This is a genomic window from Hymenobacter terrestris (assembly GCF_013377905.1).
GTDB classification, from domain to species: domain Bacteria; phylum Bacteroidota; class Bacteroidia; order Cytophagales; family Hymenobacteraceae; genus Hymenobacter; species Hymenobacter terrestris.
Map to the genome: position 1 here is coordinate 1 of NZ_JABKAV010000066.1, position 18598 is coordinate 18598.

General features: G+C 58.9%; 14 protein-coding genes and 2 tRNA genes. 9 read left to right on the forward strand and 7 right to left on the reverse strand.

Translation table 11 applies throughout. The features are described 5' to 3' along the window. Positions 1 to 324 precede the first annotated feature (324 nt). The 3 genes from HW556_RS15465 to asnB form a co-directional block, all read right to left on the reverse strand. Complete coding sequence (locus tag HW556_RS15465) at positions 325 to 1311, reverse strand: UDP-glucuronic acid decarboxylase family protein (protein WP_176901021.1); 987 nt, start codon at positions 1309 to 1311, stop codon at positions 325 to 327. Positions 1312 to 1364: 53 nt separating this feature from the next. Then, positions 1365 to 2702 (reverse strand): UDP-glucose dehydrogenase family protein, encoded by a 1338-nt coding sequence (locus HW556_RS15470; protein ID WP_176901022.1) that lies wholly within the window; start codon positions 2700 to 2702, stop codon positions 1365 to 1367. Between the two features lie 81 nt (positions 2703 to 2783). Next, the gene (gene asnB / locus HW556_RS15475; RefSeq protein WP_176901023.1) at positions 2784 to 4688 is read right to left on the reverse strand and encodes an asparagine synthase (glutamine-hydrolyzing); all 1905 of its coding nucleotides are present in this window, start codon (positions 4686 to 4688) and stop codon (positions 2784 to 2786) included. Positions 4689 to 4876: 188 nt separating this feature from the next. Between asnB and HW556_RS15480 the strand changes: the two genes are divergently transcribed. Beyond that, positions 4877 to 5347 carry an acyl-CoA-binding protein gene (locus tag HW556_RS15480; RefSeq protein WP_176901024.1) on the forward strand — a complete coding sequence of 157 codons (471 nt, stop codon included), beginning with the start codon at positions 4877 to 4879 and terminating at the stop codon, positions 5345 to 5347. A gap of 175 nt (positions 5348 to 5522) precedes the next feature. Here the strand turns inward: HW556_RS15480 and HW556_RS15485 are convergent, their stop codons facing one another. Continuing rightward, positions 5523 to 6941 (reverse strand): FAD-binding oxidoreductase, encoded by a 1419-nt coding sequence (locus HW556_RS15485; protein ID WP_176901025.1) that lies wholly within the window; start codon positions 6939 to 6941, stop codon positions 5523 to 5525. 43 nt (positions 6942 to 6984) lie between these two features. Here HW556_RS15485 and HW556_RS15490 point away from each other — a divergent pair, with 43 nt between their 5' ends. The 4 genes from HW556_RS15490 (at position 6985) to HW556_RS15505 (ending at position 11569) form a co-directional block, all read left to right on the forward strand. Next, positions 6985 to 7665, forward strand: coding sequence for a C40 family peptidase (locus HW556_RS15490; protein WP_246289677.1), 681 nt, complete (start codon positions 6985 to 6987; stop codon positions 7663 to 7665). Positions 7666 to 7937: 272 nt separating this feature from the next. Beyond that, positions 7938 to 11246 carry a TonB-dependent receptor gene (locus HW556_RS15495; protein WP_176901026.1) on the forward strand — a complete coding sequence of 1103 codons (3309 nt, stop codon included), beginning with the start codon at positions 7938 to 7940 and terminating at the stop codon, positions 11244 to 11246. 138 nt (positions 11247 to 11384) lie between these two features. Continuing rightward, positions 11385 to 11458, forward strand: a tRNA-Ala gene (locus tag HW556_RS15500). 37 nt (positions 11459 to 11495) lie between these two features. Continuing rightward, a tRNA-Ala gene (locus HW556_RS15505) sits at positions 11496 to 11569 on the forward strand. A 122-nt stretch (positions 11570 to 11691) separates the two neighbouring features. Here the strand turns inward: HW556_RS15505 and cysK are convergent. Both cysK and HW556_RS15515 read right to left on the reverse strand, forming a co-directional pair. Next, positions 11692 to 12612: a cysteine synthase A gene (gene cysK / locus HW556_RS15510; protein WP_176901027.1), complete on the reverse strand. Its 921-nt coding sequence runs from the start codon at positions 12610 to 12612 to the stop codon at positions 11692 to 11694. 106 nt (positions 12613 to 12718) lie between these two features. Next, entirely contained in the window at positions 12719 to 13558 is an 840-nt protein-coding gene (locus HW556_RS15515; RefSeq protein ID WP_176901028.1) for a serine O-acetyltransferase, read from the reverse strand. A gap of 182 nt (positions 13559 to 13740) precedes the next feature. On the opposite strand from HW556_RS15515, the gene HW556_RS15520 reads away from it, so the two are divergent. Next, a complete protein-coding gene (locus HW556_RS15520) occupies positions 13741 to 14082 on the forward strand; it encodes a cupin domain-containing protein (protein WP_176901029.1) in 342 nt (113 codons plus the stop codon). Between the two features lie 111 nt (positions 14083 to 14193). On the opposite strand, the gene HW556_RS15525 is transcribed toward HW556_RS15520, so the two are convergent. Next, a complete protein-coding gene (locus HW556_RS15525; RefSeq protein ID WP_176901030.1) occupies positions 14194 to 16185 on the reverse strand; it encodes a peptidylprolyl isomerase in 1992 nt (663 codons plus the stop codon). A gap of 212 nt (positions 16186 to 16397) precedes the next feature. Here HW556_RS15525 and HW556_RS15530 point away from each other — a divergent pair, with 212 nt between their 5' ends. The 3 genes from HW556_RS15530 to HW556_RS15540 form a co-directional block, all read left to right on the forward strand. Next, positions 16398 to 16733: a hypothetical protein gene (locus tag HW556_RS15530; RefSeq protein WP_176901031.1), complete on the forward strand. Its 336-nt coding sequence runs from the start codon at positions 16398 to 16400 to the stop codon at positions 16731 to 16733. A 23-nt stretch (positions 16734 to 16756) separates the two neighbouring features. After that, entirely contained in the window at positions 16757 to 18304 is a 1548-nt protein-coding gene (locus HW556_RS15535) for a sensor histidine kinase (protein ID WP_246289678.1), read from the forward strand. Between the two features lie 92 nt (positions 18305 to 18396). Continuing rightward, positions 18397 to 18598, forward strand: a 202-nt coding sequence (locus tag HW556_RS15540; protein WP_176901032.1) for a response regulator, incomplete at its 3' end; no start/stop codon positions are given.

Below are 18598 nucleotides of genomic sequence, written 5' to 3' on the forward strand. Positions count from 1 at the left end.
GTAGGTAATGTATAACTGTAGCCGGACGAGACAGTCTGTTGGCCGGGTCTTGCTGTATATACGTACTGCCGTCCGCATCTATCTGGAACACCAGATTACCGATTCGTCCGCTGAGTCCGGCAATACCCGAACATGGTTCCATCTTTACCCGTGCCATATCCGCAGCCCTTTGGGCTACAATATACCATTTAAGAGTATGAGCTTATGCGGATAAGGCGCTATTAGCACGAGTACCCTAAAGATAGCCTGCGGCCCGTTAAATGACTCGTAGCGAACCGCTCTAATAATCTGAGTCCAACTCCGGGGTAATAGTGCTAGTGGTGCCTAAAAGTTGCGCGGTGTGTTATTAACTTTGCCGGCCATTACCTCGCTCACGTGCGCCTTGAAGTATTCCAGCGTCCGGCGCAGGCCTTCGGCGCGATCAACTTTAGGCTCCCAGCCCAGAATTTCACGGGCTTTGGTGATGTCGGGCTTGCGCTTCATAGGGTCGTTCTGGGGCAGCTCCTGATAGGTGGGATGAAACTCCACATTCATCAGGCGCGCGATCTCCTCGCCGAAATCCTTGATGCTGATTTCGTCGGGGTTGCCAATATTGACGGGCAGGGCGTAGTCGCTCAACAGCAACCGGTAGATGCCTTCCACCAGATCATCGACGTAACAAAACGAGCGGGTCTGCGAGCCGTCGCCGAACACGGTGAGGTTTTCGCCGCGCAGTGCTTGGCTCAGAAAAGCGGGCAGCACGCGGCCGTCGTTGAGACGCATGCGGGGGCCATATGTATTGAATATGCGCACGATGCGGGTTTCCAGACCATGGTGATTGTGGTAGGCCATCGTGATGGCTTCCTGGAAGCGCTTGGCCTCATCGTAGCAACCGCGGGGGCCTACGGGGTTCACGTTGCCGAAATATTCCTCCACCTGCGGGTGAATTTCGGGGTCGCCGTATACCTCCGATGTGCTGGCAATCAGCATACGGGCACCCTTCACTCGGGCCAGACCCAGCAGGTTGTGGGTGCCGAGCGAGCCCACTTTCAGGGTTTGGATCGGGATTTTGAGGTAGTCGATGGGCGAGGCCGGCGAGGCGAAGTGCAGGATGTAATCCAACTTACCGGGCACGAACACAAACTTGCTTACGTCGGCGTGATGGAACTCGAAATGCTCGTTACCAAACAGATGCTCAATGTTGGCCAAGTCGCCGGTGATGAGGTTGTCCATGGCAATGACATGATAATCTTCGGCCAGAAACCGGTCGCAGAGGTGGGAGCCCAGAAAGCCGGCTCCACCGGTGATTAATACGCGTTTTTTATCAGACATACAGAGAAGTTACAAGTGAAGAGGAGGCACTAGCAGGGGTGCCATTAGATAACCTAAGCCGGCTCCTGATGGCCGGTCTGAATGCCGATACAGTGGTAGGCGAACCCAGCCTGCTCCAGTTCCTGCTTATCGTAAATATTGCGGCCGTCGAAGATAACCTTCTGCTTCATCAAACGGCTCACTACGGTGAAGTTAGGCACCCGAAACTCAGGCCATTCAGTCACGATAAGCAGCGCGTCGGCGTCAATCAGGGCCTCCATCTGGTCGTCGGCGTACGTGATTCGGTCGCCAAGTGAATGCTTGGCTTCGGCTACAGCTACCGGATCATAGGCCGATACCGTGCAGCCTTCGGCCAGCAGCTTTTCGATGATAACCAGCGAGGGTGCTTCACGCATATCATCGGTTTTAGGTTTAAAAGATAGACCCCAGACGGCCATTTTCTTACCCTTCAGCTCGCCGCCGAAGTGCTTTTTAACCTTGTTGAACAGCACTTCCTTCTGGCCTTCGTTCACGCTTTCCACCGCCTGCAGCACCTGCATCTGGTAGCCGTTTTCCTGGGCCGTTTTAATAAGCGCCTTCACGTCTTTGGGGAAGCAGGAGCCGCCGTAGCCAATGCCGGGATAGATGAATTTAGGGCCGATGCGGGCGTCGGAACCGATGCCGCGGCGTACCATGTTCACATCGGCACCCATGATTTCGCACAAGTTGGCAATGTCGTTCATGAACGAAATCTTAGTTGCCAGCATAGAATTAGCCGCGTACTTCGTCATTTCGGCCGACGGAATATCCATGAAGATAATCGGGTGGCCGTTGAGTAGAAAAGGCTTATACAGGCGATTCATCACTTCCTCGGCCCGCTCGGATGCCACACCTACTACAATTCGGTCTGGCTTAAGGAAGTCGTCGATAGCAGCACCCTCTTTCAGGAATTCAGGATTGGAGGCTACGTCAAAGTCAATCTGGGCACCACGTTTCCCGAGGGCCTGCTCGATTTCGCGGCGCACCTTGGCAGCCGTACCCACCGGAACCGTACTTTTAGTTACGATAACGCCATAGGAGTTCATGTGCTCGCCAATTCCGCGGGCTACAGCCAACACATACTTCAGGTCGGCTGAGCCGTCTTCGCCGGGAGGCGTACCCACCGCAATAAAGGCCACGTCGCAATCTTTGATAGCAGCACCCAAGTCGGTGCTGAAGTGCAACCGGCCCGCATCCACATTGCGGGTCACCATTTCTTCCAGCCCCGGCTCGTAGATGGGCAGAATGCCTTGGCGCAGATTATCGATTTTGCGCTGGTCAATATCAATACACGTCACGTCAATGCCTACCTCAGCAAAGCAAGTACCCGTTACCAAGCCCACATAGCCGGTGCCTACAACTGCAATTTTCATATACTAGAGTTCAGTTGAACATATTTCATTTTCTGAAGACGCAAAGTTAAGCCGTTACAATAAGTCAACGGCTCAGCCCACTTACGCCATCCATTTCTTCCACCACCACTGGAACACGATGAGGGCCCATATCCGGGCGTGTACGTCGCCGGGACTGTTGGAGAAGAGTTGCTTCTTGAGTTGCTGTACTGCTTCGACAGCAAAAATACCTTGGGCCTCGATGAAGCCGTCGGAGAGCAGGTCGTCCTCGATGAGCGGACGCAACTCGCCCCGGAACCACTTAAGCAACGGCACCTCAAATCCTTTTTTGGGGCGCTTGTACAACTCCTCGGGCAGCATGGGCCGGAAGGCGTCCTGCACGATTTTCTTCTTCATGTTTGCGTCAATCTTGCTGCTCACGGGCAGCGAGAAGGCAAACCGTACCACGTTAGGGTCGAGGAAGGGCGGGCGCACCTCCAGGGAGTTGGCCATGCTCATCATGTCTACCTTGGCCAGCATGTCGTAGGGCAGCACCATGCGCGTATCGGTGAGCAACACCTCATTCAAGTCGCCATCAGTATGCAGCTCCTCCAGCAGGTCGCGGCGGCGACGCTCGTTCAGCTTTTTGCCGATTTTGCGACGTGCGGCGGGACTCAGCAACTGGCGGGCGTCAGTCTCCGAGGCAAACGAAGCCCAGTCCCAGTAGCGGTTTTTGGGGCCGCTAAGCATGCCGCGCGAGAAGCGCTGAAACTGCCGCACTTTGTTACCCACGAAGGAGTTGCGCGATTTGGGCAGCACGTTCCAGAGCATATCAAGGCCCGCCACAGCTTCGGCCTTTAAGCCGCCTTGGCGCACCTGAAACTCGCCCATGTGCTTGTTATAGCCGGCAAATAACTCGTCGGCACCGTCGCCGCTTAGCGCCACGGTAGCCTTCTCGCGGGTGCGCTTGCTGAGGATGTACACAGCCAGGGCCGAGGAGTCAGCAAAGGGCTCGTCGAGGTAATTCAGTACGTCGAAGATGTGGTCGTAGAGGTCCTGGTTGCGGAGCGAGAAAACCGTGTGGTTGGTTTTGTAGCGCTCGGCCACCAACTGGGCATATTTGGTTTCGTCGAAGAACGGCTCGTCGGCGAAGCCGATGCTGAACGTGTTGAGGTGCGGCGTGTGGCGGGTGGCCAGCGCCACTACCACGCTCGAGTCGATGCCGCCGCTCAGGAAGGCTCCTACGGGCACGTCGGCCACCAGGCGGCGGGCAGTAGCATCATCGAGCAACTCGACTAGCTTGGCCTGCTGCTGCTCGTAAGTCGTTTTGTTCTTCTCTACCTTCTTGGGATCGTACGGAATTTTGTACCACTGCTTACGCACGACTTTGCCATTCTTGATGAATAGGTAGTGGCCGGGTAGCACTTTCTTTACGCCCTTGAAAATAGTGGCCGGACCAGGGATATAGTTCAGCTGTAGGTACTGGCTCAGCGAAGTAAAATCGAGCTTACGCGGAATACCCAGCGCCAGCAACGACTTCATTTCGGAGGCAAACAGCAACTTATCCTCGTCGCGGTACACGAGCAGAGGCTTTTCGCCCATCCGGTCGCGAGCTACAAACAGCGAGTTCTCCTCCTTATCATAGATAGCGAAGGCGAAAAAGCCGTTGAGCTTTTTCAGGAAGCTGCGCCCCTCGGCCATGTAGAGGTGCAGAATAACCTCGGTATCGGTCTGCGAGTGAAAGGTGTGGCCTTTCTTCAGAAGCTGCTGCCGCAATTCCCGGAAGTTGAAGATTTCACCATTGAAAGCAATAGTATAGCGGCCCGAATCGTCGGTCATGGGCTGGTTGCCATCGGCCGACAAATCGAGGATGGCCAGGCGCCGGAAACCCAGCCCGCAACCGTCATAGATAAAGTGCCCCTGCGAGTCGGGCCCACGGCTGACGATGGCGTCGGTTGAGGCATGCAGGGCGGTTAGCGCACTTCGGCCAACCTCAGTAAAAGCGAATACTCCGGAGATTCCACACATATGGCTGGCAAAAGTACGAACTATTGCGACGTAGGTTGGCAAAAAACTGTGCTGCTCATCCGTAACCAAAGCCGGGCCGGGCTAGTACAACCCCTACTGTCGGGCTGCCACCGGTTACTAATTGCCGGGCCGGCTTCTGCCGTCAGCTTTCCTCTTACTTACCTCACCTTCCTTACTATTTCTCGAATATGAGCCTTCAGCAAGATTTTGACGCCGCTGCCCAGCGTATTGACACGCTGCCCGGCGAAATGGCCGCCGCACACATGACCGAACTTTACGGCCTCTACAAGCAGGCCACCGATGGCGACCACGATGCCAAGCGCGACGAAGTAGGCGACGATACGCCCGATAACCCCAACGGCCCCGGAGGCCTCTCACAGGGCCAGTGGGATGCCTGGAGCAAGTGCAAAGGCATGTCGCACGAAGAAGCCAAGCAGCAGTACATCAGCCGGGCCGACGAGCTAGTGAAAGAATATCAGCAGGATACCCCTCAATCGGCAGCATCCGAAGATGGGCTTGGCGCACCTGGTACGGCAGAAGCCAGCCCTGCAGCTCAGGCCCAACAGCAGGCCGGCCAGTCGCAAATTGGCGGCCTCAAAGGCAACCTTAAGGACGGCACTCCCTACGGCGGCGAGGACGAGTTGAAGAACGCCCAATAGACCACAGGTCAGCACCGACTAAACACACACAAATTTTGTAGTCGGCTAGAAATGAAACGGCCACCTCAACTGAGGTGGCCGTTTCATTTTATATGATACCAGTTAGCCTGCTGCTAACGAATAGACCAACTACGGAGTCTGTGCGAGCCGTTGAAATTCTTGCTAATCCGTGGGCTTAGGCCGTAACCCAAATCTTGCCCGGATTCATGATGCCGTGCGGATCGAACACTTGCTTGATGCCGCGCATCAGATTTAGATTGGCCTCCTTCAGCGCAATGCCGATATAGCCTTTCTGCACCAGCCCGATGCCGTGCTCACCGGAAATAGTGCCGCCGAGCTTCACGCAGAGTTCGAAGATTTCGGTGATGGGCTGGCGCAGGCCCACGTTCCACATCTCATCGTCGAGGTCGCCGCGGATGATGTTGACGTGCAGGTTGCCGTCGCCGGCGTGGCCGTAGCACACGCTTTTAAAGCCGTAGCGTCGGCCAATTTCCTTTACGCCTTTAAGGAGCGTAGCCAGTTCGGCGCGGGGCACTACCGTATCCTCTTCTTTGTACACCGAGTTGTAGCGCACGGCGTTGCCGATGTTGCGGCGGATTTTCCAAAGCTCATCTTTCTGGGTGGCGTTGTCGGCCAGCAGAATCTCCCCTACGTCGTAGCGCTCTAGCACCTCGTACACCTGCTCGGCCTCCTTATACAGCTGGTCAAGGTCCTGGCCATCGAGCTCGATGAGCAGGTGCGCCGTAATATCCTCGGGTAGCGCAAGAGGAATCTGGAGGTAGTCGCTGGACCAGGCAATGGCCTCGCGCTCCATAAACTCCATACCCGACGGAATGATACCGGCCCGGAAAACCGCTGCCACTGCTTCGGCGGCCTGCGCCTCCTGCCGGAAGGGCACGAGCATCAGGATATTGTGCTTGGGGAAAGGCAATAGTCGGAACACGGCTTTGGTGATGATGCCCAACGTGCCCTCGGAGCCCACCATCAGTTGGGTAAGGTTGTAGCCAGTGGAGTTTTTGAGCGTGTTGGCAGCCGTCCAGATAATGTCGCCGGTGGGCAGCACTACCTGCAGGTTGAGCACGTAGTCGCGGGTGGTGCCGTATTTCACGGCCTTGGGGCCGCCGCTGCTGTGGGCGAGGTTGCCCCCCAGAAAGCAGCTACCCTTGCTGGCCGGGTCGGGCGGATAGAACAGGCCCACCTCTTTCACCGCGTTCTGGAATACCTCGTTGATAACGCCCGGCTCGACGGTGGCCTGCAGGTTGCGCTCATCAATTTCGATGATTTTGTTCAGCCGCTCGGTGCTCAGCACCAAGCCCTGATGCAGCGGCAGCGCCCCGCCACTCAGGCCCGTGCCCGCCCCACGAGCCGTTACCGGAATGTGGTGCTCGTGGCAGAGGCGCACAATTTGGCTTACCTCGTCGGCGTTAGCGGGCTTTACCACTACGTCGGGGGCGTAATGCAAGTCTTCGGTATGGTCGCGGCCGAAGCCGGCGTACTCGGCGGCTTCAGTGCGCTGGGCCGTAAGCACATATGCCGGGCCGACAATTTCTTCAAAATGAGCCACTAAGGCCGGGGTCAGCACCTGGAAGTTCATGAGCAAGCGAGTGAAAGTGAAGTGGGCGCGTATCTTTGTCCCAATGCAGGAACACAGTACGAAGATAAGTTATTCGGCCTGGTGGCGGCAATGGACGCTTCCGGTTTTAGTGCTACTGGCGTTGAGTGCGCTACCGGGCTGCAACGCCGGCAAGGTAAACTATAGCAACGGCCGTTACCACTCGGCGCGCGACATGGCGCGCATAAAGGCTTCTGAGCGGGCCCGTGGCCGCGGCCGGGGTCCGGTTACCGTAAAAACCAAGTCGAAAACCGCGGCGGGGCGCACCAAAATAGTATCGCGCCGGCCCGGGGCCGCTCCCATTGCCGCTAACGTTTCCAGGCCCATCGCCGAGGTAATCCAGACCGCCCGCTCGTACCAAGGCGTACCCTATAAGTACGGTGGCACCACCCGCCTGGGCATGGACTGTTCGGGGCTGCTACACGAGTCGTTTGCGGCTATCAACGTCAACATCCCGCGCTCCAGCAACGAGCAGGCCGTGTGGGGTGCGCCCGTGAAACCTCAGGAGCTGCAACCCGGCGACCTGGTTTTTTTTGGGGCCTCGCCGGGCAGTAACACCATCACCCATGTTGGGATGGTAACGGTGGCGACGTCTGAGAGTGTGCAGTTTATCCACTCATCCAGCTCGCTGGGGGTTATCGAGAATGCGCTGGAGACAGATTATTACCTGAGCCGATTTATTAAGGCCGTAAGACCCAGGTTATGAAATCAACCAGTTACCTTTGCGGCCATTAAGCCCACAGGAGCTTACGCTTCGTGTTTCGGCTACAGGTATTGAATAAGGCAAACATCACACTCCCGTAACATGTAATGGCCTTTGAGGCCTTACCTTTGCGGAAGCTTTTTACTTTTTTTCAAAAGCCCCTTTTTCACCCATTTCCCTCTTCTATGAGACGCCACCTTTACGCTTCAGTAGCGCTGGTTCCGATGGCACTCTTGTCGGCACACATGAGCTGGGCACAGGTTTCCACTTCGGCAATGACCGGTATCGTTACCGACAAGACCGGAGAGGGACTGCCTGGTGCCACGGTTATTGCCGTGCATACGCCTACCAACACGCAGTACGTGGCTCCCACCAATTCGGATGGCCGCTTCAGCATTCAGGGCATGCGCGTGGGCGGCCCGTACACGGTCCGGATTACGTTTGTAGGCTATCAGGATGTAACGCGGGAAAACCTGTTCCTGACCCTGGGTCAGAGCTTCCGCCTCGACGTGAACCTGAACGAAACGACCACCCAACTGGGCGAGGTAGTGGTAGCCGGCAAGCGCAACTCGCTTATCAACTCCGACCAGCAGGGGGCGGTAACGGCTGTGCAGCGCGAGCAGATTGAGCGCCTGCCTTCCATTTCCCGTAGTCTTAACGACTTCACCCGCCTCACGCCCCAGGCCAACGGCAACTCTATTGGAGGTGGCAACAACCGCCAGAACAACTTTACGGTTGACGGCTCCGACTTCAACAACAACTTCGGCATTGGCGGCAACCTACCAGCTGGCGGCTCGCCCCTCTCGCTCGATGCCATCGACCAGCTGGTAGTAAGCGTAACGCCTTACGACGTACGCCAGGCCGGTTTTATCGGCGCGGCCATCAACGCCGTAACCCGTTCGGGCTCCAACGAGTTTAGCGGCTCGGCTTATAGCTACTACCGCAACCAGAGCTTTATCGGCGACAAAGTGGGTGATGAGCGGGTTCCGATTCAGGATTCCCGCTTCTATCAGTACGGCTTCCGTCTGGGTGGCCCGATCATCAAGGACAAGCTCTTCTTCTTCGCCAACGCTGAAATTGAGGAGAACCGCACGCCCGGCCAGAATCGGGTCGTTGATAGCCCAGAAAATCCCTTTGGCCAGGGCAACAACAACGTAGTGCGGCCTAAAGGTCAGGAGCTCGATGAAATCAGCAACTACCTGAGTGAGCGTTTCGGCTATTCTACGGGTGGCTATTCGGGTTACGACTTCCTGAGCCCCCGCACTAAGTACTTGGCGCGTCTCGACTGGAACATAAACTCCCGCAACCGCTTCAACGTTCGCTACAGCCAGACGGAGGGCAGAACGCCGAACTTCCCAAGCGGTTCGTCGAGCCCACTCACCAACTTCCCTTTTGGCGTAGGTCGTAACGACCTGAATGCGTTGCCCTTCCGCAATGCAGGTTACTTCCAGGAGTCGAACTTCTACTCGGCCGCGGCCGAACTGAACTCGACCCTTGGCTCGAACATGACCAACACGCTGCGGGGCACCTACACCAAGCAGAACGACCCACGCAGCTCTACCAGCTCGGTATTTCCGTTCGTCGATATCCTGAAGGACGAGACGCCTTTCACGTCCTTCGGCTACGAGCCTTTCACGCTGGGCAACCTGCGCGACGTGGCAATCTACTCGTTGCGCGACGACTTCTCGATGCTGCGTGGCCGCCACAACATCACGTTGGGTGCGCAAGCCGACTATAGCATTACTAAAAACGGTTTCCAGCGCTTTGCCGCCAGCTATTACCGCTTCAACTCGTTCAGCGACTTCCAGATAGCCAGCAACCCCAACTCGACGCCACAACAGCTATTCGATTCCCGGCCGACTGATTTTGCTTACACCTACTCGCTCGCACCGAACTTCGAGCAGGCCTTCCCGTCCTTCAAGTTCGGCCAGTATTCGGCCTACATTCAGGACGAGTACTCGTTCGCCGATAACTTCAAGGTGCTGTTTGGCCTGCGTGCCGACTACGTAACCTACCCCGAGAAGCTGCAGCCTCACCCTCTCATCGAGCCGTTGACTTTTGCCGGTGGCCGGAAGATTGACGTGTCGAACCTGCCTAGCTCCAGCCTGCTGGTTTCGCCCCGCATTGGCTTCAACTGGGACGTGAACGGCGACCGGACAGTGCAGCTGCGCGGTGGTAGCGGCATTTTCACGGGTCGCGTACCCTACGTGTGGATTGTAAGCCAGGCCGGCGACGCCGGTTTGCTGCAGGTAACGCGTACTTTCTCGGGCAACGCCATCAGCGCGCCCGATCCGGCTAACCCCGGTGCCTACACCAGCCAGCTTCCCGGCGGCTACCGTGGCTTCAACGAAAACCCTGGTTTCTACCGCCCCGAAACAGTACCGGTGGCCGGCACGGTTATTCCAAGCGTAATCACGGCTGTGTCTGAGGACTTCCGTTTCCCGCAGACCTGGAAAACCAGCATGGCCATGGATGTGCAGCTGCCCGGCGGGCTGATTGGTTCGCTGGAAGGCATCTACAACAAGGACCTGAACACGGCGGTATTCCGCAATGTCAACATAGTTGATGGCGTTAACCTGAACGTGCGCAACTACCCCGACAACCGGCTGATTTATCCTTCGGCCAACAATCAGAAGTTCATCAACCCCATCAACGGGGCTGGCCAGGCAGTAGCCAATGGCGCTGCCGGTGGCAACGCGTTCAACACCATTGTGCTCGATAACGCCAGCAAAGGCTACTACTGGTCGGTAACGGCTAAGCTGGAACGCCAGTTTGCCAGCGGCATTTATGCCTCGGTAGGCTACACCCGCTCCGATGCGCGTAACCTCTTTGATGGTGGCGGCGACCAGCCTCTCTCGTCTTGGCAGCAGACGCCGACCGTGAACGGTGCCAACAACCTCTCGCTCAGCTACGCCAGCTACGTAGTGCCCGACCGCTTAATTGCTTCGCTTTCTTACAAGAAGGAATATATCGGCCACTTGGCTACTACCATATCGGTGTTCTACGAGGGCAGCCAGCAGGGCCGCTTCTCCTACCTGTACTCGCGCGATTTCAACCGTGACGGCGCCAATGCCGACCTGATTTACATCCCGCGTGATGCATCGGAAATCACCTTCGTACCCCAGACGGTAGGTTCGGGTACCACAGCCCGCACCTTTACGCCTCAGGAGCAGAGCGACCTGTTCTTCGCGTACGTTGATCAGGACAAGTACCTGAGCAAGCGCCGTGGCCAGTATGCCGAGCGCAATGGCGCCCTGTTGCCTTGGCGCAACCAGTTCGACGTGAAATTGCTGCAGGACCTGTTCGTTGATTTGGGCAGCAAGCGCAATACCCTGCAGCTTAGCCTCGATATCTTCAACGTAGGCAACTTGCTCAGCAAAGACTGGGGTATCCTTAAAACGACCAACGCCACCTCCGTATTGGTACCTACCAACGAAACCTCGCTGGCAGCCAACGGTACTACCCAGCCTACCTTCCGCCTGCAGCTCGACCGCGGTGGTCTGGTGCGCGAAACGTTCCGCAACAACGTGGCTATCAGCTCGACTTACTTTATGCAGGTTGGCCTTCGCTACATCTTCAACTAAGCGAACTACTTAGCGTTCTGAAAACGGGCTGGCAGCGTTGCCAGCCCGTTTTTTTTTGCTTGCTGCCTTGCGGAATCAAAAAGAGCGCGTACTTTTGCCTCACCAAAACGCAACCGGCGGCTTGGTACAGTACCACGAGGGGGATTAGCTCAGCTGGCTAGAGCGCTTGCATGGCATGCAAGAGGTCATCGGTTCGACTCCGATATTCTCCACTCTCGTTTTCGCGACCGGCGAAGCGTGTACTACCCCGGGGGATTAGCTCAGCTGGCTAGAGCGCTTGCATGGCATGCAAGAGGTCATCGGTTCGACTCCGATATTCTCCACGGACCACAGATTAGCGCGAATTTTAACGGATTGCGCGGATTCTGTGAACAAAAGCAGAAAGGCCACCTCATTTGAGGTGGCCTTTCTGCTTTTAGGCTGAGCCGATTTGGCTGTAAGTCAGTTAGGAGAACAGACCTTCTACCGACAGGTACCGCTCACCGGTATCGTAGCAGAAGGTGAGCACGCGGCTGTTCTGGGGCATATCGGCCAGTTTTTGGGCCACGGCAGCCAGCGAGGCACCCGAGGAGATGCCGATGAAAATACCCTCTTCGCGGGCAGCGCGGCGGGCCATGTCGGCGGCAGCCTGCTGGCTGACGAGAATAGTGCCGTCGAGCAGGTCGGTGTGCAGGTTTTCAGGGATGAACCCCGCCCCTACCCCCTGAATGGGGTGCGGCCCGGGTGCGCCACCGCTGATGACCGGGGAAAGCTCGGGCTCGACTGCAAACACCTGCATATCCGGAAACTTCGGCTTGAGCACCTCGGCTACGCCGGTTAGGTGGCCGCCGGTGCCTACGCCCGTTATGTAATAGTGGAAACCCTCGGGCGCATCGGCCAGAATTTCGAGGGCCGTGTGCTCAACGTGAGCCTTGATGTTGGCTGGGTTGTCGAACTGTCCCGGCATCCACGCGTTGGGGTCGGCGGCTACTAGCTCCTCGGCCCGCGCAATGGCACCTTTCATGCCCTTTTCACGAGGCGTGAGCTCAAGCGAGGCTCCGTAGGCGGCCATCAGGCGGCGGCGCTCAATGCTCATGCTCTCGGGCATTACGAGCGTCACCTTGTAGCCCTTCACGGCGCCGACCATAGCTAGGCCTACGCCGGTGTTGCCCGAAGTTGGTTCGATGATAACGCTATCGGGTTTCAGGATGCCGTTTTTTTCGGCCTCCTCAATCATGCTCAGAGCAATACGGTCTTTGATGCTGCCGCCGGGGTTGGCGCGTTCCAGCTTCATCCACACCTCCACATCGGGTCGGTCGGCGAACAGGCGGTTGAGGCGTAGCAGCGGCGTGTTGCCGATGGTGTCGAGAATGGTATTGGCTTTCATTTTTGGGGTAGTTAAAATGTAGCACAAAGCTCCAGCTTCGCGAGTCGTTGAACAATATGTTCATCAGTCAGCAACTGTACGCGAAGCTGGAGCTTCGCGCTACAGCTTAAATGGAAAACAGGATATCCCCGGCCGGATCTTCGGTGCGGGTGACGTGGATTTGGGCTTTATGGTAAACACGCGAGTGCGAGGGCACGCTTTCGGTAAGCCAGACATTGCCGCCAATAATGCTGTGGCGGCCAACGGTCGTGCTACCGCCCAGGATAGTCGCGCCGGCATAAATTACTACGTCGTCTTCGATGGTGGGGTGGCGCTTAATGCCCTCCAGGTGCTTGCCTACGCTCAGGGCCCCCAGCGTAACGCCCTGGAAAATTTTCACCCGGGCCCCGATAATACAGGTTTCGCCGATAACCAGGCCCGTACCATGGTCGATGCAGAAAGAGGGGCCAATGCTGGCACCGGGGTGAATGTCGATGCCGGTGCGCTGGTGGGCATACTCGCTGAGCAGGCGCGGTACCCGGGGCACCCCGCGCCGGTGCAAGCCGTGGGCAAAGCGGTGCAATGCCGTAGCATAGAACCCCGGATAGGTGGTAATGACCTCTGCCAGATCCTGGGCGGCCGGGTCAGCGGCTACAATGGCCTCGGCATCGAGCAGCAGTGTTTGGCGCAGGGTCGGCAGCGCAGCCATAGAGGCTACCGCGAACTGGGTGGCTTCGGCAGGTGTGGCTACGGCCTGTAACAATTCGGCCAGGTCGTTCTGGAGCAAACGTAGCGTGGCGGCCAGTGCCTCGGCGTTGGGTAGAGGGCGCGGGGCGCGCTCCGGAAACAACAGCGCCAGCAGCCGATCGGCCAGCTGGCAGAAGCCGGCACCGGGCAACGGGGCGGCCGTGGCCTGGTGGGCGCGGACCAGCAGAGCGAGGAAATCGGGGTCGTGGAGAGAGGCCATGCAAGGAGTTGACAACAGATGGGCAGCCGCGGCTCGGTGGCAGTACCCAAGAGGGAAGTAACCACGGGCCGGAGCCGAAGGTTTGGCCCCACGCCCGATGTGGCAGGCAACAACCTCAGGGCTGCGGGCTGCGTTAGCGGGGAAGTAATCTAAATTTCTTCACTTTCTATTTAACGTATATCATGGCTGATACCACCATCACCAAAGTAGATTCGCAGCACTCGCCCAAAGGTCCCGATGGCGAAAAGTACCTGGCTTCGGGCGTTCACGTTTCTATGCGCATGTGGGAAAACGAACAGCCCGGCGAGCCAAAAGAGTCTTCGGCCAGTGCCTACGAAACAGTAGGCTACGTGCTGAAAGGCCGGGCAGAGCTGCACATGGAAGGCCAGATGGTTGTGCTGGAGCCCGGCAACTCGTGGGTGGTGCCAAAGGGTGCTTCCCATACCTACAAAATCCTCGAAGCATTTTCGGCTGTAGAAGCCACTACGCCCCCCGCCCAGGCCCACGGCCGCGACGATAAGTAACTGTTAGCTGTTAGCTGTTAGCTGTTAGCTGTTAGCTGAAAAACGGAAACCCCACCTTGGCAGCTGCCAGGGTGGGGTTTTTAGTATGACGCTCCCTGAAAAAGCATCAACTTATTTCAGCAACTCTACTTTATCTATCCGGTCACCGATTTCGAGGCGGCTTACTACGTCCATGCCCTCAACAACCTGGGCGAAAATGGTGTAGCGTCCGTCGAGGTGCGGTGTGGGGGAGTGGGTGATGAACCATTGGCAGCTTTCGGTGTCTTTGCCGGCCGAAGCCAGGCCCACTGCGCCTTCGCCGTAGTGCAGGTCGGCGAACTCAGAGCGCAGGTTGTAATCGGTGCTACCCCAGCCGTCGCCACGGGGGCAGCCGCCCTGGGCTACAAAGTTGGGTACTACCCGGTGGAAGTTCTTGCCATCATAAAAGCCCTGGCGGATAAGCTGCACGAAGCTGGCCACTGAGCCGGGTGCTTCGTTTACGAGCAGGCGCAGTACCACATTGCCCTTGCTGGTCCGCACCACCGCCCGCGGCGCAGCCGGCAGCGCCATTACCACATCCCACGGAATGGGGTGGCTGGCGGCCTGGGCCACTGGTACCGGCGTCGGCTTCACACCGCGTAGGTAGTCAACGGTTTGCTGCAACGACTGTAGGGCCTCCAGGTCGCGGGGCAGTACCAGCTTGGCGCGGGCATCCAGCAGAAAATCGGGGTTGGGCAGCAGGGGGCGTAGGTTCAGCTTCGGGTCGCGGATAGCTTCGGCGGCCAGTCCTAGCTGGGCTACATCGCCACCGAGCACGGCCTGGCGGAGAGCCAGCGCAAAATCGGACTGGCGGGCATCTGGGAAGTCGGGCAGCCGGCGCTGGGCCACCAGCGCCTCCATACCGTAGGTGCCTACCACCAGCGAACGGCCGGGCGCAAAGGTAGCCTCGCGCACAAAGTCGAAGGCAGCCGGGTCTTCGCCCAGCGCCTTTAGCAGATAGCCTTTCTCGTAGGCATCGGTGGCAGCTGCGTAGCGCTCTTGCACGGCCCGGCGAATGGCGGCCCGGCCGTCACCGGGCTGGCGCAGCGCCGCCGCCAGCAGCGTGGCCCGCACCCGCCACTGGGACAGGGCCTGGGCTTTTTCGAGCAGGGTCGGGCCGGGCTCGTTGGTAGCGTGGGCCAGAAAGAATTCGGCCGCTGCAAGGGCCACCTGGGCGTTTTCATCGGTCAGGGCCGCCCAGGCCGCTTCCTTCACAGGCGCATACATCGGTCCCGACATAGCCCGGAGCGCGCTCAGGCGCACCCGGTAGTCGGGGTCACGGCGGGCCAGGGCCGCCAGGGCCGCAGGCACGGTGGGCACGGTGGCGGCTTTGGCCAGGGCCTGGGCGACGCCCGCCCGCACGGCATAATACCGGTCTTGGCGGGCGGTAGCAATGAGGGTAGTGGCGTAGGGAGCCAGGTTGAGGCCACGGGTACGGGCCAAGGCATTGGCGGCAGCCAGCCGGGCGCTGGTGGGGTTGGGAGCCGCCAGCAGCTGCACCAGCCGGGCCACAGCAGCTTCCGAGGTAACGCCCCGCAAACCAGCGCGGTATAGGCCCCAGGCCTGCCCACTGAGCGCGGCCGTATCGGCGGCTAGGGCGGGCGGTAGCTTGGTAATGGCAGCTAGCCCGGCGCGACTGGTGCAGCGGCCCAGAGCCTCCAGCACGTAGCGGCGGGCCGTAGCGTCGGTTTCGTGGGGTAGCTGCTGGTAAAGGCCGGTTTCAGCCGTCGAGTCGGCCGTTTGGCCCAGGGCGTAGGCGGCCAGCTGGCGTACCCGCGGCTCGTCGTCTTCCTGCAACAGCAGCAACAGGCGGGGCGTGGTGGCTTTATCCTGCACCGAAGCCAGGGCCTCGGCCGCCGCCTGGCGGTAACGGGCTTCGGCATGCCCCAGGTAAGGCAGCAAAGCGGCTGTGCGGCGCTCATCCTGCAGGGTGGCAATGCGGCGCAGCGCACTATCGAGGGCGAACTGATTGGCCGGGGCGGCGGGTGCAGTGGCGGAGGCAACGGGGCGGGGGGCGCAGGCGGGCAGCAGGCCAGCGGCCATTGCCACGGCGGCCGTGGCCCGGCAAAGAGCAGAGTAGGTCATGGTTGGCCCAAGATAGATACTCTGGCCCCTAAGGCAACCCCAGCCGGGCCAAAATGCATCTACCGGGGCGGAACACTTCTGAAAGCTGCCCCGGGTGGCCCGTTTCCGACCGGCTGGGGCGGCCGGAGAGGTTGGCTGCCCAACCTCGACGGGGCAGAGAGGAGAAATCCATTTATCGTCGCATCTTTACAACCATTCCGCTGCTATCCGCTATGCCCGTTGTTCGCGTGCTTCTGGTGTTATTTTCCGGACTGTTGCTTGCTGCACCAACCGTGCAGGCACAGCAAAAGACCGGCGCTGGTTCGATTGAAAGTAAATCGGCGGCCAGCCCTCCAGACCGGCGCGAGCGGGTACTTACGCTCCACCTGCCACTGCCGCCGCTGCTGGCCCGCCTGGGCGAGGCCGCCGGCTTACTCGAAGGTCCGGCCAAAAAACCCCGCCGTAATGCGGCCGCTGCGCCTACTCCGGCCAACCCTGTGCTGGTACTTACGCTGCCCCTGCCGAAAATCTTCAGCACTCAGGTGACCGATGCCCCGGCCGCTCCCTGACGTCGTCCTTCATCCCTTTTCCGATGGCCCTGTATCAGCCCGATACCATCCGCATCCGTAGCAAGTTCTACAGTAACGACATCGTGGTTACCCGGCAGGATAGCGCCAACGCCACGGTTTCGCTTACCCCCGCCAAACCGGATCAGGACTCGACTTACAAGCTGAGGCAGAACGTGGAGAAGGGAGTGGCCGACTCAGGCATGAACGTCCTGTTTCTGATTGCTATCAGCATTCCGCTGGTGCGGGGCATGGGCCGTTTCATAAACATCAAGGAGCGGCTACCCGCCTGGGGTACGCTTTACGCCCGGTTTTGGATACTGGGCGTGGCCTACTATCTGGGGATGATTATTCTGGGCCTGCAGCACACGAAGGCCGACGATTTTTATGTGTTGCTGGTGCTTGGCCTGATGATAGCCGTGTTGGCATTGGTGCGCGACTATCGTCCGGCCCGGACGCTGCTCCTGGGGTTGGTGCCCCTGGCAGTAACCAAGGGAGGTGAACTGCTGCTACACGCTGTTTCGCCTGCCACGCTGGACTTCTACCACGAAGGGTTTAGTTCGGCCCAGGGGTTCAGCGTGCTCTGGCTGATTGTTTTCGCCTTTGTGGCCCGCAGCCATAAGCGCCAAGCCGAGGCCGAGCGGCTGGAACGCGAGGCCGCTGCCCTCGAAAAGCGACGTATTGAGGCCCAAAACGCTATTTTGGAGCAGATGGTCACCGAGCGCACCACCTCGCTCACCCGCCAGACGGAGGAGTTACGCGAAACGCTGGAGGAGCTGCGCATTACGCAGGACCAGCTTATCCAGAGCGAGAAAATGGCCAGCCTGGGCGAGCTGACGGCCGGCATTGCCCACGAAATTCAGAACCCGCTCAACTTCGTCACCAACTTTGCCGACGTAAGCGGCGAGCTTCTGGATGAGCTGGAGGAAGAGCAGCAGCGCCCCACGCGCGACCTGGCGCTGGAAAGCGAGCTGCTGAACAACCTGCGCCAAAACCTAACCAAGATTACACATCACGGGCATCGGGCGGCCAGCATCGTGCGCGGCATGCTCGAACACAGCCGCGCCAGCACCGGCGAACGGCTGCCCACCGACCTCAACCTGCTCGCCGACGAGTACCTGCGCCTGGCCTACCACGGCCTGCGCGCCAAAAACAAAAGCTTCAACGCCACGCTGCACACCGACTTCGCCCCCGACCTGCCCCTGATCGAGGCCGTCGGCCCCGACGTGGGCCGGGTGCTGCTCAACCTATTTACCAACGCCTTTTACGCCGTGCAGAAACGCCGCGAGCAGCTGCCCGCCCAGCCCGACTACGTGCCCACCGTTACGGTTACAACCCGCGCCCTGCCCGAGGGCGGCGTGGAGGTTCGGGTGCGCGACAACGGCACGGGCATCCCCGAGGCGGCCCGCCAGAAAATCTTTCAGCCCTTTTTCACTACCAAGCCCGCCGGTGAGGGCACGGGACTGGGCCTCTCGCTCAGCTACGACATCATCACCAAGGGGCACAACGGCTCACTCAGCCTCGAAACCGAAGAAGGAAAGGGCACCGAATTTATCATCGAACTGCCCGACTGAATTTTTCAGTTGCTTGCGCGCTAATGACCGTTAGTAATAAGGAACGGCCGAAAGCCCGCCAAACAATTGCCAACTGCTATATCTTTACTCACATGAATATTTTGGTAGTAGACGATGAGTTGGACGTGCGGGCGCTGTTTGAACAGCGGTTCAGGCGCGAGATTCGAGGCGGGCAGCTGCGGTTTGCGTTTGCCCACTCGGGCGAGGAGGCGCTCGACTACCTGCACCAGCACGCTTCGGAGCTGGTCTTGATTCTGTCCGACATCAATATGCCCGGTATGAGTGGGCTGGAGC

Coding starts and splice junctions, on each gene's coding strand:
- HW556_RS15495 (WP_176901026.1), top strand. CDS start 7,938: ATGACCGGTATCGTTACCGACAAGACCGGAGAGGGACTGCCTGGTGCC.
- HW556_RS15485 (WP_176901025.1), bottom strand. CDS start 6,941: ATGAACTTCCAGGTGCTGACCCCGGCCTTAGTGGCTCATTTTGAAGAA.
- HW556_RS15520 (WP_176901029.1), top strand. CDS start 13,741: ATGGCTGATACCACCATCACCAAAGTAGATTCGCAGCACTCGCCCAAA.
- HW556_RS15530 (WP_176901031.1), top strand. CDS start 16,398: ATGCCCGTTGTTCGCGTGCTTCTGGTGTTATTTTCCGGACTGTTGCTT.
- HW556_RS15470 (WP_176901022.1), bottom strand. CDS start 2,702: ATGAAAATTGCAGTTGTAGGCACCGGCTATGTGGGCTTGGTAACGGGT.
- HW556_RS15490 (WP_246289677.1), top strand. CDS start 6,985: ATGCAGGAACACAGTACGAAGATAAGTTATTCGGCCTGGTGGCGGCAA.
- HW556_RS15465 (WP_176901021.1), bottom strand. CDS start 1,311: ATGTCTGATAAAAAACGCGTATTAATCACCGGTGGAGCCGGCTTTCTG.
- HW556_RS15515 (WP_176901028.1), bottom strand. CDS start 13,558: ATGGCCTCTCTCCACGACCCCGATTTCCTCGCTCTGCTGGTCCGCGCC.
- HW556_RS15535 (WP_246289678.1), top strand. CDS start 16,757: ATGGCCCTGTATCAGCCCGATACCATCCGCATCCGTAGCAAGTTCTAC.
- cysK (WP_176901027.1), bottom strand. CDS start 12,612: ATGAAAGCCAATACCATTCTCGACACCATCGGCAACACGCCGCTGCTA.
- asnB (WP_176901023.1), bottom strand. CDS start 4,688: ATGTGTGGAATCTCCGGAGTATTCGCTTTTACTGAGGTTGGCCGAAGT.
- HW556_RS15525 (WP_176901030.1), bottom strand. CDS start 16,185: ATGACCTACTCTGCTCTTTGCCGGGCCACGGCCGCCGTGGCAATGGCC.
- HW556_RS15480 (WP_176901024.1), top strand. CDS start 4,877: ATGAGCCTTCAGCAAGATTTTGACGCCGCTGCCCAGCGTATTGACACG.